The 14,731-nt window shown below is 63.0% G+C and carries 10 protein-coding genes, 1 tRNA gene and 1 pseudogene; all 12 read left to right on the top strand.

What is annotated here, in order from left to right; translation table 11 throughout:
• Positions 1-150: pseudogene (tuf, locus tag J2X67_RS26915) on the top strand (elongation factor Tu); the annotation flags it as partial.
• Between the two features lie 21 nt (positions 151-171).
• Positions 172-247, top strand: a tRNA-Trp gene (locus tag J2X67_RS26910).
• A 167-nt stretch (positions 248-414) separates the two neighbouring features.
• A complete protein-coding gene (secE, locus tag J2X67_RS26905) occupies positions 415-798 on the top strand; it encodes a preprotein translocase subunit SecE (protein WP_309958025.1) in 384 nt (127 codons plus the stop codon).
• A complete protein-coding gene (gene nusG, locus J2X67_RS26900; RefSeq protein ID WP_126749934.1) occupies positions 799-1,410 on the top strand; it encodes a transcription termination/antitermination protein NusG in 612 nt (203 codons plus the stop codon).
• Positions 1,411-1,545: 135 nt separating this feature from the next.
• Positions 1,546-1,977 carry a 50S ribosomal protein L11 gene (gene rplK / locus J2X67_RS26895; protein ID WP_028258525.1) on the top strand — a complete coding sequence of 144 codons (432 nt, stop codon included), beginning with the start codon at positions 1,546-1,548 and terminating at the stop codon, positions 1,975-1,977.
• Positions 1,978-2,676, top strand: a complete 699-nt coding sequence (gene rplA / locus J2X67_RS26890; protein WP_126749935.1) for a 50S ribosomal protein L1 — start codon at positions 1,978-1,980, stop codon at positions 2,674-2,676.
• Between the two features lie 275 nt (positions 2,677-2,951).
• Positions 2,952-3,485: a 50S ribosomal protein L10 gene (gene rplJ, locus J2X67_RS26885; RefSeq protein ID WP_126749936.1), complete on the top strand. Its 534-nt coding sequence runs from the start codon at positions 2,952-2,954 to the stop codon at positions 3,483-3,485.
• A gap of 43 nt (positions 3,486-3,528) precedes the next feature.
• On the top strand, positions 3,529-3,906 hold the full coding sequence (rplL, locus tag J2X67_RS26880) for a 50S ribosomal protein L7/L12 (RefSeq protein WP_258503826.1): 378 nt from the start codon (positions 3,529-3,531) through the stop codon (positions 3,904-3,906).
• Between the two features lie 251 nt (positions 3,907-4,157).
• On the top strand, positions 4,158-8,282 hold the full coding sequence (rpoB, locus tag J2X67_RS26875; protein WP_309958022.1) for a DNA-directed RNA polymerase subunit beta: 4,125 nt from the start codon (positions 4,158-4,160) through the stop codon (positions 8,280-8,282).
• 20 nt (positions 8,283-8,302) lie between these two features.
• Entirely contained in the window at positions 8,303-12,532 is a 4,230-nt protein-coding gene (gene rpoC, locus J2X67_RS26870) for a DNA-directed RNA polymerase subunit beta' (protein WP_258503827.1), read from the top strand.
• Between the two features lie 111 nt (positions 12,533-12,643).
• Positions 12,644-13,270, top strand: a complete 627-nt coding sequence (locus tag J2X67_RS26865) for a lema family protein (RefSeq protein WP_309958020.1) — start codon at positions 12,644-12,646, stop codon at positions 13,268-13,270.
• A 125-nt stretch (positions 13,271-13,395) separates the two neighbouring features.
• Positions 13,396-14,724: a 16S rRNA (cytosine(967)-C(5))-methyltransferase RsmB gene (gene rsmB / locus J2X67_RS26860; protein WP_309958029.1), complete on the top strand. Its 1,329-nt coding sequence runs from the start codon at positions 13,396-13,398 to the stop codon at positions 14,722-14,724.
• The last annotated feature ends 7 nt before the right edge of the window (positions 14,725-14,731 follow it).

Below are 14,731 nucleotides of genomic sequence, written 5' to 3'. Positions count from 1 at the left end.
GACAAGGAAATGGTCATGCCTGGCGACAACGTCAGCATCACCGTGAAGCTGATCAACCCGATCGCGATGGAAGAAGGCCTGCGCTTCGCCATCCGTGAAGGCGGCCGCACCGTGGGTTCGGGCGTCGTGGCAAAGATCCTCGACATCTAAGCCAAGCGTAAAGAGTACCGGAGGGGTATAGCTCAATTGGCAGAGCGTCGGTCTCCAAAACCGAAGGTTGTAGGTTCGATTCCTACTGCCCCTGCCACTTAGGTGGCACCCCGAAAAGCCCATCGTTGACCCGATGGGAGGCTAAAAAAAGCTCATCGTTGACCCGATGGGAGGCTAAAAAAGCCCATCGTGACCCGATGGGCTTCGGCGTCTCAAGAGGCGCATTGAATTGAAGGCCGGAAGGCCGCAGGAAATCAGCCAAACATGGCCACTTCTCAAATCGAAACCGTGAGCACGGGTGCCGACAAGGCCAAATTGGCTGTGTCGGTATTGCTGGCAGTGGGCGCTATCGTGGCGTTCTATCTGCTCGCGCGCCAAGGCTCGCTGGTGCAATGGGCTGCGCTGCTGGTTGGCCTGGCCGCGGCTGTGGGCGCGTTCGGCAGTTCGGAGAATGGCCGCCAGTTGTTGGCTTTTGGCCGCGACTCATGGCGCGAGGTCAAGAAGGTCGTTTGGCCGGCCCGCAAAGAAGCAATGCAGATGACGGCTTACGTGTTTGCCTTCGTGGCAATCATGTCCGTTTTCCTCTGGCTCACCGACAAGACGCTCGAATGGGTGTTTTTCGACCTCATTCTGGGCTGGAGAAAATAAATGACTGACGACGCTGTTGAAACCACGCCGAGCAGCCCGGAAGAGGAAAACACCTCCGTGCTGGCCCCCGCCGCCAACCCTGATTTGCGTTGGTACGTGGTGCATGCCTATTCGGGCATGGAAAAGGCCGTCGAACGCAACATCACCGAGCGCATCAACCGCGCCGGCATGCAAGACAAGTTCGGCCGCATCCTGGTTCCGACCGAAGAAGTGGTCGAAATCAAGAACGGCCAGAAGCGCACGACCGAGCGCCGTTTCTTCCCCGGCTACGTGCTGGTCGAAATGATCATGGACGACGAGAGCTGGCACCTGGTGAAGCACACCAACAAGGTGACCGGTTTCGTGGGCGGCGCCAAGAACCGTCCCGCCCCGATCTCGCAAAAAGAGGTCGAGGACATCGTCAGCCAGATGCAGCAGGGCACCGAAAAGCCGCGCCACAAGGTCGAGTTCACCGTGGGTGAGTTCGTGCGCGTCAAGGAAGGCCCGTTCACCGACTTCAACGGCACTGTTGAAGACGTGAACTACGAAAAGAGCAAGGTCAGCGTGTCGGTCATGATTTTCGGCCGCGCGACGCCTGTGGAGCTCGAATTCGGCCAGGTCGAGAAGACCTGAGTTCCCCGGTCTTCGGACCGGAACCATTTTCGGCTGCGCGTTGTCCGACTCGGCGCGCGGCCTTGATCGAAGAGTCGTTTAACCCCGGGGAGCTGCGGCGAGAGCCAAGGCGACATCACCCGCAAGGAGCAAAACATGGCGAAAAAAATCGTCGGCTTCGTCAAGCTGCAAGTGCCAGCTGGTAAGGCCAACCCATCACCACCCATCGGTCCCGCACTGGGCCAGCGTGGTTTGAACATCATGGAGTTCTGCAAGGCGTTCAATGCGCAAACGCAGAGCTACGAGCCGGGTCTGGCACTGCCGGTGGTCATCACCGCGTTCGCCGACAAGAGCTTCACCTTCATCATCAAGTCGCCGCCGGCTGGCGTGCTGATCAAGAAGGCGATCAAGCTGGACAAGGGTTCGGCTCGCCCGCATACCGACAAGGTCGGCAAGATCACGCGCGCTCAGCTCGAAGAAATCGCCAAGACCAAGATGAAGGACCTGACGGCCGCCGATATGGACGCCGCGGTTCGCACCATCGCCGGTACTGCCCGTTCGATGGGCGTGAATGTGGAGGGCGTGTAAATGTCCAAGATCACCAAGAAGCAAAAAGCCCTCGCAGGCAAGGTCGACAGCAACAAGCTGTACCCGCTGGCTGACGCCATCGGCCTCGTGAAGGAAGCCGCCACCGCCAAGTTCGACGAATCGATCGACGTGGCCGTGCAGCTCGGCATCGACGCGAAGAAGTCTGACCAGGTCGTGCGTGGCGCCGTCGTGCTGCCCAACGGCACCGGCAAGACCAAGCGCGTGGCTGTGTTCGCCCAAGGCGCCAAGGCTGACGAAGCCAAGGCCGCCGGCGCCGACATCGTCGGCATGGACGACCTCGCTGCAATGGTCAAGGCTGGCGACATGCCTTTCGACGTCGTGATTGCCGCACCTGACGCCATGCGCGTGGTCGGTACGCTCGGCCAGATCCTCGGCCCCCGCGGCCTGATGCCTAACCCCAAGGTTGGCACCGTGACCCCGGACGTCGCCACGGCCGTGAAGAACGCCAAGGCTGGCCAGGTTCAGTTCCGCGTCGACAAGGCCGGCATCGTGCACGGCACGATCGGCCGCCGTTCGTTCGATACCGACAAGCTGCAAGGCAACCTCGCCGCACTGATCGACGCTCTGGTCAAGGCCAAGCCGGCGACCAGCAAGGGCGTGTACCTGCGCAAGGTGGCTGTTTCGTCGACCATGGGTCTGGGTGTCCGCGTGGACACGCAAACCATCTCGGCGAGCTAAGAAGTGTGAAGCCTCGCTGATGCGAGGCGTGGATTTGCCTGATCCCGCAAGGGGGAGGGCGGATGTGGTGGGTCGCGGCGGCTTCGGTTGCCGCGAGCCATCCAAGACCGCTGGTGTGCAGGGCGCTGCACTTAATCGCCGGATCGATCCTTCCGGTATCCAGCGCAGATGGCGACCCCACTGCAAGGAATTTGTTTTTTGTTCCGAAACAGTTGGTCGCTGCATGAAGCGCGATCCGAGGCCCCGGCCGAAGGTCGCATTAAAAGGAGTAGACCTTGAGTCTGAATCGCAGTGAGAAAGAAGCGGTCATCAGTGATGTGACCAGCCTCGCCGCTAAAGCTCAAACGCTCGTGATGGCGGAATACCGTGGCATCACGGTTGCCGATATGACCAAACTGCGCACCGAAGCTCGCAGCAAGGGTGTGACTCTCAGCGTGTTGAAGAACACGCTGGCACGCCGTGCTGTTGCTGGTAGCGCATTCGAAGTCGTCGGTGACCAGATGACCGGTCCGCTGATCTACGGCTTTTCCGAAGACGCAGTGGCCGCCGCCAAGGTGGTGGCCGACTTCGCGAAGACCAACGACAAGTTGGTGATTCGCGGCGGCGCGTTTGGCGGCAAGGTCCTGGACGTCGAGGGCGTGAAGCAACTGGCCAACATCCCTTCCAAGGAAGTGCTGTTGTCGCAATTGCTGGGCTTGATGCAATCCCCGATCTCTCGTACCGCCCGCGTGCTCGCGGCGCTGGCCGAGAAGCGCGGTGGTGGCGAAGCTGCACCCGCCGATGCACCGGCAGAAGCGCAGGCCGCTTGAGCCTTGCGTTTGAAATATTCAACCCAATTGTTAGGAAACAAAAATGGCATTCGATAAAGACGCATTTCTGACCGCGCTCGACAGCATGACGGTCCTGGAACTCAACGACCTGGTGAAAGCCATCGAAGAGAAGTTCGGCGTGAGCGCCGCTGCAATGGCTGCCCCCGCCGGCGCTGGTGGTGGTGCTACCGCCGCTGCTGCCGAAGAGCAGACCGAGTTCAACGTCATGCTGATGGATGCAGGCGCGAACAAGGTTTCGGCCATTAAGGCTGTGCGCGAAATCACCGGCCTGGGCCTCAAGGAAGCCAAGGACCTGGTGGAAGCCGCTCCCAAGGCTGTCAAGGAAGGCCTGTCGAAGGCTGACGCTGAAGCCGCCAAGAAGAAGCTGGAAGAAGCCGGCGCCAAGGTGGAACTGAAGTAATTCAGACCCCCTAGAGGGCTGGAGGTGCCTGAAAAAGGCCCTCCAGCCTTTGCCGCTTTCAGAGCGCACCCAAAAATCGACGTCCCGACGCGATTTTTGAGTGTCTTCTGACCCCGACTGCAGAAGACCCCTTGGTTCGGGCGATGTGCAACGCATCGCTGTCCGCCAACGGCTGGTAGTGGCCAGCCGCCAAGCAGTAGTGCCTCGGCATTGCTGACAAGTCGCTGAAGATCTCAAGCTCCGGAGCTCTCATGGCCCAATCGTCCGCGTACAGTTACACCGAACGCAAGCGCATCCGAAAAAGTTTCGGTAACCGCGACAGCGTCGTCGAAATCCCCTACCTGCTGCAGATGCAGAAAGACGCGTACACCGCGTTCCTGCAAGCCGGCATTCCGCCCAAACAACGCACCGTCGAAGGCCTGCAGGCCGCGTTCGATGCAGCCTTCCCGATCGTCTCGCACAATGGTTTTGTCGAGATGAAGTTCCTCGAGTACAACCTCGCGAAGCCGGCTTTCGACGTGCGCGAATGCCAGACCCGCGGCCTGACTTTCGCCTCGGCCGTGCGCGCCAAGGTGCAGCTCATCATCTATGACCGCGAGTCGTCGACGTCGCAGTCGAAGGTGGTCAAGGAAGTGAAGGAACAAGAGGTCTACATGGGCGAAGTGCCGCTCATGACCGAAAAGGGTTCGTTCATCATCAACGGCACCGAGCGCGTGATCGTCTCGCAGCTGCATCGTTCGCCCGGCGTGTTCTTCGAACACGACAAGGGCAAGACGCACAGCTCGGGCAAGCTGCTGTTCTCGGCCCGCGTCATTCCTTACCGCGGCTCGTGGCTCGACTTCGAGTTCGACCCGAAGGACATGCTGTACTTCCGCGTCGACCGTCGCCGCAAGATGCCCGTGACGATCCTGCTGAAGGCCATCGGCCTGAACCCGGAATCGATCCTCGCGAACTTCTTCGTGAACGACAACTTCCGCCTGATGGACAGCGGTGCGCAGATGGAATTCGTTCCCGAGCGCCTGCGCGGCGAAGTCGCGCGCTTCGACATTACCGACAAGTCGGGCAAGGTCGTCGTCGCCAAGGACAAGCGCGTGACCGCGCGCCACACGCGTGAACTCGAGCAGTCGGGCACCACGCACATCAGCGTGCCGGAAGACTTCCTGGTCGGCCGCGTCATCGCGCGCAACATCGTCGACGCCGACTCCGGAGAAATCCTGGCCAAGGCCAACGACGAACTGACCGAAGCGCTGCTGAAGAAGCTGCGCACGGCCGGCGTGCAAGACATCCAGGTGATCTACACCAACGAACTCGACCAGGGCGCGTACATCTCGCAAACCCTGCGCATCGACGAGACGGTGGACGAGTTTGCCGCCCGCGTGGCCATCTACCGCATGATGCGCCCCGGCGAGCCGCCGACGGAAGACGCCGTGCAGGCCCTGTTCCAGCGCCTGTTCTACAACCCGGACACGTACGACCTGTCGCGCGTCGGCCGCATGAAGTTCAACGCCAAGGTCGGCCGCGACGAATCGACCGGCCCGATGGTGCTGACCAACGAAGACATCCTGGCCGTGGTCAAGATCCTCGTTGACCTGCGCAACGGCAATGGCGAAGTGGACGACATCGACCACCTGGGCAACCGCCGCGTGCGTTGCGTCGGCGAACTGGCCGAAAACCAGTACCGCACCGGCCTGGCCCGTATCGAGAAGGCTGTGAAGGAGCGTCTGGGTCAAGCGGAACAAGAGCCGCTGATGCCGCACGACCTGATCAACAGCAAGCCGATCTCGGCCGCGCTGAAGGAATTCTTCGGCGCCTCGCAGCTGTCGCAGTTCATGGACCAGACGAACCCGCTGTCCGAAATCACCCACAAGCGCCGCGTGTCGGCTCTTGGCCCGGGCGGTCTGACGCGCGAACGTGCAGGCTTCGAAGTGCGCGACGTGCACGTGACCCATTACGGCCGCGTGTGCCCGATCGAAACGCCTGAAGGCCCGAACATCGGCCTGATCAACTCGCTGGCCCTCTACGCCCGCCTGAACGAATACGGCTTCATCGAGACGCCGTATCGCCGTGTGGTCGACAGCAAGGTCACGATGGACATCGACTACCTGTCGGCCATCGAAGAAGGCAAGTACGTCATCGCCCAGGCCAATGCGGTGCTGGACAAGGACGGCAAGCTGATCGGCGACCTGGTCTCCGCGCGTGAAGCCGGCGAATCGATCCTGGTCGGTGCGGAGCGCGTCCAGTACATGGACGTGTCGCCTGCGCAGATCGTGTCGGTGGCCGCCTCGCTCGTGCCGTTCCTCGAGCACGACGACGCGAACCGCGCACTGATGGGCGCCAACATGCAGCGCCAGGCCGTGCCTGTGCTGCGTCCTGAAAAGCCGATCGTCGGTACCGGTATCGAGCGCGTTTCCGCGGTCGACTCGGGCACCGTTGTCACGGCCACCCGTGGCGGTATCGTCGATTACGTCGACGCGACCCGCATCGTGGTGCGCGTGAACGACGCCGAAGCGGCTGCAGGTGAAGTCGGTGTGGACATCTACAACCTGATCAAGTATCAGCGTTCGAACCAGAACACCAACATCCACCAGCGTCCGATCGTCAAGCGCGGCGACAAGATCGCCAAGGGCGACGTGGTGGCCGACGGCGCATCGACCGACCTCGGCGAACTGGCTCTCGGCCAGAACATGCTGATCGCGTTCATGCCCTGGAACGGCTACAACTTCGAAGACTCGATCCTGATCTCGGAACGCGTCGTCGCGGAAGACCGCTACACCTCGATCCACATCGAGGAACTGGTGGTGATGGCTCGCGACACCAAGCTGGGTGCCGAAGAAATCACGCGCGACATTCCGAACCTGGCCGAGCAGCAGCTCAACCGCCTCGACGAATCCGGCATTATTTATGTCGGCGCCGAAGTGCAGCCGGGCGACACGCTGGTGGGCAAGGTCACGCCGAAGGGCGAGACCACGCTCACGCCTGAAGAAAAGCTGCTTCGCGCCATCTTCGGCGAGAAGGCCTCCGACGTGAAGGACACCTCGCTGCGCGTGGACCAGGGCTCGCAAGGCACTGTGATCGACGTGCAGGTGTTCACCCGCGAAGGCATCACGCGCGACAAGCGCGCCCAGCAGATCATCGACGACGAGCTCAAGCGCTTCCGCCTCGACCTGAACGACCAGCTTCGCATCGTCGAAGCCGACGCGTTCGACCGTATCGAGAAGCTCCTGACCGGCAAGGTCGCCAACGGCGGCCCGAACAAGCTGGCCAAGGGCACCAAGCTCGACAAGGCCTACCTGTCGTCGGTCGAGAAGTTCCACTGGTTCGACATCCGCCCGGCGGACGACGAAGTGGCAACGCAACTCGAGTCGATCAAGAACTCGCTGGAGCAAACGCGCCACAGCTTCGACCTCGCGTTCGAAGAAAAGCGCAAGAAGCTCACGCAGGGCGACGAGCTGCCCGCGGGCGTGCTCAAGATGGTCAAGGTCTACCTGGCCGTCAAGCGCCGCCTGCAACCCGGCGACAAGATGGCCGGCCGCCACGGCAACAAGGGTGTGGTGTCGAAGATCGTTCCGGTCGAAGACATGCCCCACATGGCCGACGGCACGCCGTGCGACATCTGCCTGAACCCGCTGGGCGTGCCCTCGCGGATGAACGTGGGCCAGGTGCTCGAAGTGCACCTGGGCTGGGCCGGCAAGGGCATTGGCCAGCGCATCGGCGACCTGCTGCAGCAAGAGGCCAAGGTGGCCGAGCTGCGCAAGTTCATGGAGCAGCTGTACAACGGCTCAGGCCGCAAGGAAGACCTCAGCAAGCTGAGCGACACCGACGTGCTCGAAATGGCAGCCAACCTGCAGAGCGGCGCAACCTTTGCAACGCCGGTGTTCGACGGCGCCTCGGAAGAAGAAATCCGCGGCATGCTGAAGCTCGCCTACCCGGACGACATCGCCAAGCTCAAGGGCCTGACCGACACCCGTACCCAGGCGTACCTGTTCGACGGCCGCACCGGCGACCAGTTCGAGCGTCCCGTCACCGTCGGCTACATGCACTTCCTGAAGCTGCATCACCTGGTCGACGACAAGATGCACGCCCGTTCGACCGGCCCGTACTCGCTCGTCACGCAGCAACCGCTGGGCGGCAAGGCGCAATTCGGCGGCCAGCGTTTCGGTGAAATGGAAGTGTGGGCGCTGGAAGCTTACGGCGCCGCCTACGTCCTGCAGGAAATGCTGACCGTGAAGTCCGACGACGTGCAAGGCCGTACCAAGGTGTACGAAAGCATCGTCAAGGGCGAACACACGATCGAAGCCGGCATGCCGGAATCGTTCAACGTGCTGGTCAAGGAAATCCGTTCGCTGGGTCTCGACATCGAGCTCGAGCGTTCGTAATCAGAAGAGGAAAGAGTCACATGAAATCGCTACTCGACCTGTTCAAGCAGTTCACACCCGATGAGCATTTCGATGCCATCAAGATCGGCATGGCTTCGCCCGAGAAGATCCGTTCGTGGTCTTTCGGCGAGGTGAAGAAGCCAGAGACGATCAACTACCGCACGTTCAAGCCCGAGCGCGACGGTCTCTTCTGCGCCAAGATCTTCGGCCCCATCAAGGACTACGAGTGCCTGTGCGGCAAGTACAAGCGCCTGAAGCACCGCGGCGTAATCTGCGAGAAGTGCGGCGTTGAAGTCACGCAGACCAAGGTTCGCCGCGAGCGCATGGGTCACATCGACCTGGCCGCACCGTGCGCGCACATCTGGTTCCTGAAGTCGCTGCCGTCGCGCCTGGGCCTCGTGCTCGACATGACCCTGCGCGACATCGAACGCGTGCTGTACTTCGAAGCCTACGTGATCACCGACCCCGGCATGACCCCGCTGAAGAAGTTCGGCATCATGTCCGAGGACGACTATGACGCCAAGCGCAAGGAATACGGCGACGAGTTCGTTGCCAAGATGGGCGCCGAAGGCATCAAGGACCTGCTCGAAGGCATCGAACTCGACAGCGAGATCGAACGCCTGCGCGGCGACCTGACCGGCTCCGAAGTCAAGGTCAAGAAGAACTCCAAGCGCCTGAAGGTGCTCGAGGCCTTCCGCAAGTCGGGCATCAAGCCCGAGTGGATGGTGCTCGACGTGCTGCCCGTGCTGCCGCCGGACCTGCGTCCGCTGGTGCCGCTGGACGGCGGCCGCTTTGCGACCTCCGACCTGAACGACCTGTATCGCCGCGTCATCAACCGCAACTCGCGCCTGCGCCGCCTGCTGGAGCTCAAGGCTCCGGAAATCATCGCGCGCAACGAAAAGCGGATGCTGCAAGAAGCTGTCGACTCGCTGCTGGACAACGGCCGCCGCGGCAAGGCCATGACGGGCGCCAACAAGCGCGCCCTCAAGTCGCTGGCCGACATGATCAAGGGCAAGAGCGGCCGCTTCCGCCAGAACCTGCTGGGCAAGCGCGTCGACTACTCGGGCCGTTCGGTCATCGTGGTGGGCCCGACGCTCAAGCTGCACCAGTGCGGCCTGCCCAAGCTGATGGCGCTCGAGCTGTTCAAGCCTTTCATCTTCTCGCGCCTCGAAGCCATGGGCATCGCGACCACGATCAAGGCTGCCAAGAAGGAAGTCGAATCCGGCACGCCGGTGGTCTGGGACATCCTGGAAGAAGTGATCAAGGAACATCCGGTCATGCTGAACCGTGCGCCTACGCTGCACCGTTTGGGCATCCAGGCGTTCGAGCCGATCCTGATCGAAGGCAAGGCCATCCAGCTGCACCCGCTGGTTTGCGCGGCGTTCAACGCCGACTTCGACGGCGACCAGATGGCCGTTCACGTGCCGCTGTCGGTGGAAGCGCAAATGGAAGCCCGCACGCTGATGCTGGCCTCCAACAACGTGCTGTTCCCGGCTTCGGGCGAACCGTCGATCGTTCCTTCGCAGGACGTGGTGCTGGGTCTGTACTACACGACCCGTGACCGCATCAACGGCAAGGGCGAGGGCCTGATCTTCTCCGACATCGGTGAAGTGCAGCGCGCGCTCGACGCCAACGAGGTCGAGCTGACCGCCAAGGTTGCCGTGCGCATCACGGAGTACACCAAGGACAAGGAAACGGGTGAATTCACTCCTTCCACGTCGCTGGTGGACACCACCGTGGGCCGTGCGCTGCTGTCCGAGATCCTGCCGAAGGGCCTGCCGTTCTCGAACATCAACAAGGCGCTGAAGAAGAAGGAAATCTCCAAGCTCATCAACGTCTCGTTCCGCAAGTGCGGCCTGAAAGAGACCGTCGTGTTTGCCGACAAGCTGCTGCAAAACGGCTTCCGCCTGGCAACCAAGGCCGGTATCTCGATCGCGATCGACGACATGCTGGTGCCTGCTGAAAAGCACGGCATCATCGAGCGTTCCGCCAAGGAAGTGAAAGAGATCGAGCAGCAGTACGTCTCGGGTCTGGTGACCTCCGGCGAGCGCTACAACAAGGTGGTGGACATCTGGGGCAAGGCCGGCGACGAAGTGTCCAAGGTCATGATGTCCAAGCTGTCCAAGCAGAAGGTCATCGACCGCCACGGCAAGGAAGTGGAGCAGGAGTCCTTCAACTCCATCTACATGATGGCCGACTCCGGCGCCCGCGGTTCCGCAGCGCAGATTCGCCAGGTGGCCGGCATGCGTGGCCTGATGGCCAAGCCGGACGGCTCGATCATCGAGACGCCCATTACCGCGAACTTCCGCGAAGGCCTGAACGTGCTGGAGTACTTCATCTCCACCCACGGTGCCCGTAAGGGTCTGGCCGACACGGCACTGAAGACCGCGAACTCGGGTTACCTGACCCGTCGTCTGGTCGACGTGACGCAAGACCTGGTCGTGACCGAGCAGGACTGCGGCACGCACGGCGGCTACCTGATGCGCGCCATCGTCGAAGGCGGTGAAGTCATCGAATCGCTGCGCGACCGTATCCTCGGCCGCTCGGCTGCGGACGACGTGCTGCACCCGGAAAACCGTTCGGTGCTGCTCAAGGCCGGCGAGATGTTCGACGAAGACAACATCGAACTCCTCGAAGCCGAGGGTGTCGACGAAGTCAAGGTTCGCACCGCGCTGACCTGCGAAACCCGCTTCGGCATTTGCGCGACCTGCTACGGCCGCGACCTGGGCCGCGGCGGCCTGATCAACATCGGCGAAGCCGTCGGTGTGATCGCGGCGCAGTCGATCGGCGAACCCGGCACGCAGCTCACGATGCGTACGTTCCACATCGGTGGTGCGGCGTCGCGTGCGGCAGTGGCCTCGAGCGTCGAAGCCAAGTCCAACGGCACGATCGGCTTCAATGCCACGATGCGCTACGTGACCAACAGCAAGAACGAGCTGGTGGTGATTGCACGTTCGGGCGAGATCGTCATTCATGACGAACACGGCCGCGAGCGCGAGCGCCACAAGGTGCCGTACGGCGCGACCCTGGCCGTCAAGGCCGACCAGCAGATCAAGGCCGGCCACGTGCTTGCCAACTGGGATCCGCTGACGCGCCCGATCATTACCGAGTTCGCCGGCAAGACGCAGTTCGAAAACGTCGAGGAAGGCCTCACGGTTGCGAAGCAGGTGGACGAAGTGACCGGTCTGTCGACTCTGGTCGTGATCGACCCCAAGCGCCGCGGCGCTGCCAAGGTCGTTCGCCCGCAGGTGAAGCTCATCGACGCCTCCGGCGCCGAAGTGAAGATCCCGGGTACCGACCACTCGGTGACGATCGGCTTCCCGATCGGCGCCCTGGTGCAGGTGCGTGACGGCCAGGACGTGGGCCCCGGCGAAGTGCTGGCGCGCATTCCGGTCGAAGGCCAGAAGACGCGCGACATTACCGGCGGTCTGCCGCGTGTTGCCGAGCTCTTCGAAGCCCGCTCGCCGAAGGACAAGGGCATGCTGGCCGAAATGACCGGTACCGTGTCGTTCGGCAAGGAGACCAAGGGCAAGATCCGCCTGCAGATCACCGATCCCGAAGGCACGGTCTGGGAAGACCTCGTGCCGAAGGAAAAGAACATCCTGGTGCACGAAGGCCAGGTGGTGAACAAGGGCGAAAGCGTGGTCGACGGTCCGGCAGACCCGCAGGACATCCTGCGCCTGCTGGGTTCGGAAGAACTCGCGCGCTACATCGTGGACGAAGTGCAGGACGTGTACCGCTTGCAAGGTGTGAAGATCAACGACAAGCACATCGAGGTGATCGTTCGCCAGATGCTGCGCCGCGTCGTGGTCGACAACATCGGCGACACGAGCTACATCTCGGGCGAACAGGTCGAACGCAGCGAAATGCTCAACACCAACGACGCCCTGCGCGCCGAAGGCAAGATCCCCGCGACGTTCACCAACCTGCTGCTGGGTATCACGAAGGCATCGCTCTCGACCGACTCGTTCATCTCTGCCGCTTCGTTCCAGGAAACGACGCGCGTGCTGACCGAAGCCGCGATCATGGGCAAGCGCGACGAACTGCGCGGCCTGAAGGAAAACGTCATCGTCGGTCGCCTGATTCCCGCGGGCACCGGCATGGCTTACCACCAGGCGCGCAAGGTCAAGGACCAGATGGACGAGGCCGAGCGCCGCGCCATCGCCGAATCGGAAGCCGCAGAGCTGGCCGGTTCGACCAGCGATGTCGACAGCACGGCCGACGCCAGCGAAGGCGCCGCGTCCGAATAAGCGGCTAGCATCACCGGTCATGACCGGTATCCGACGCCCCCCGACCGATTCCGGTTGGGGGGCGTTTTTCTTTCAGCTTTCTCTTTCTCTTTCCATGAGGCGTTTTTGTCGATGAGCGCTTTGCCCGATTCGCTGGCCGGCTGGATCGTTGCCGCGGTGCTGTTGTTCTGGTTTGTGGGCGCATACAACCGTCTGGTGCGCCTGCGCGCCGCCGTGCTCCAGGCCTACGCCACCCTCGACGCCGCATTGCGAAAGCAGCTCGATTTCGTCCAGGCCAGCATCACGGCTACCCTGCCGCAGAACGATGCGCCCCCTGCCAACCTGCATTCGTCGGCGGTGGCTCCATTGCAGGCGGCCACCACCCAGCTTGCCTCGGTGCTCGGCGCAACCCGGCTGCGTCCGCTCGACCCGGGTGCCATGGCCGCACTGGCAACGGCGCTGCAGGTGCTGATCAACGCCTGGCAGCGGCAGCATCCGGATGCCGTCACAGTCTTCGATGCGGACGGCACGCTCTCGCGCCCCGCGCCGCTGCTTTCGTCGGCGACCGGCGCAGGTGCCGATGCCGCCTTGCCCGGCGCATTCGAACCCATGGCATGGCCCGAACCCTCGGCCTCGGCGGAAATTGCGCGCAGCCAGTTCAACGTGGCTGTCAGCCAGTACAACGCCGCCATCGTCCAGTTTCCGGCGCTGCTGGTGGCATGGTTGGTGCGTTTGCGTCCGGCCGCGCCCTTGCTCTGAGTCCGGCGTCCAAGGCAGTATCTTTTTCTTAATCCTGTGCGGCGCTGTGCGTCACGCCAGCCCGTTACCATCGCCCCAACTTGCCAGAACTATCTTCCGACCACGCAGGCGGCACCGCCCCGCATCTGCAACCCCCGCTGTGGCGCCAACTGCAATTGACTGCGGTGGCGCTCGCGTCGATTCGCGCCGGCAGCTCGGGCACCGCCGCATTCGAATCCGTTGAGCCCGCCATGCGCCCCGGCGTGCAGGCACTTGGCTTCCAGGTGCTGCGCTGGCTCGGCCGCGCCGAAGCCCTGCGCCGCCATCTTGCCAAGCGCACGCCGCCGCCGTTGCCCGATGCACTGCTGTGCACCGCACTGGCCCTGGCGTGGGACGCGCAGCACGCGCCGTACGAACCCTTTACCCTGGTCGACCAGGCCGTGGAGGCCGCCAAGCGCAACCCCGCCACGCGTGCGCAGGCCAGCTTCATCAACGCCTGCCTGCGCCGCTTCCTGCGTGAGCGCGACGAGCTCGTGGCCGCGACCGACCATGAACCCGTCGCGCAGTGGAACCATCCGCGCTGGTGGATCGAGCGGCTCAAGCGCGATCATCCGCGCGACTGGCAGCGCGTGCTTGCCGCCGACAACGCACACGCGCCCATGACGCTGCGCGTCAATGTTCAAAAGACCACCGTTCCTGCCTATCAGCTTGCGCTCGAAGCAATCGGGCTGGAGTCCATTCGCGTGGGAGCTTCCGGCTTGCAATTGGCACGTGCACGGCCCGTGCAGCAACTGCCCGGCTTTGCAGACGGCGATTGCTCGGTTCAGGATGCCGCCGCGCAAATGGCCGCGCCGCTGCTGCTCGAAGGCCTGCTTTCCGAAGGCGGCACCGCACCTCTGCGGGTGCTCGACGCCTGCGCCGCTCCGGGCGGCAAGACCGCCCATCTGCTCGAGCTGGCCGCCCCCGGCGCCATCGACGTGACGGCGCTCGAGGTCGACCCGGTTCGCAGCCGCCGCATCGACGAAACCCTGAGCCGGCTCGGACTGACCGCTAAAGTAGTAGTGGCCGATGCCGCACGTCCGTCCGCATGGTGGGACGGCATGCCCTTCGACGCCATCTTGCTCGATGCGCCCTGCACGGCCTCGGGCATTGTGCGGCGCCACCCCGACGTGCGCTGGCTGCGCCGCGAGAGCGACACGGCCCAGCTCGCGGTGCAGCAGGCGGCGCTGCTGGCGGCGCTCTGGCCCTTGGTCCGGCCCGGCGGCCGCCTGCTCTATTGCACCTGTTCGGTGTTCCGCGAAGAGGGCTCGCAACAAATCGATGCGTTTCTTGCGCACAACACCAACGCCCGATTGAAGGCGTCGCCGGGCCATTTGCTCCCTCAAAGCGGGGCGAATGCCCGCGCCGTCCCGGACAATCCCTCAGGTGATCACGACGGCTTCTTCTACGCCCTGCTTGAAAAACGCGCCCGCTAGACACTGG

Source organism: Variovorax sp. 3319 (genome assembly GCF_031456585.1).
Taxonomy (GTDB): domain Bacteria; phylum Pseudomonadota; class Gammaproteobacteria; order Burkholderiales; family Burkholderiaceae_C; genus Variovorax; species Variovorax paradoxus_P.
This window is presented reverse-complemented; position numbering and strand designations above follow the sequence as displayed.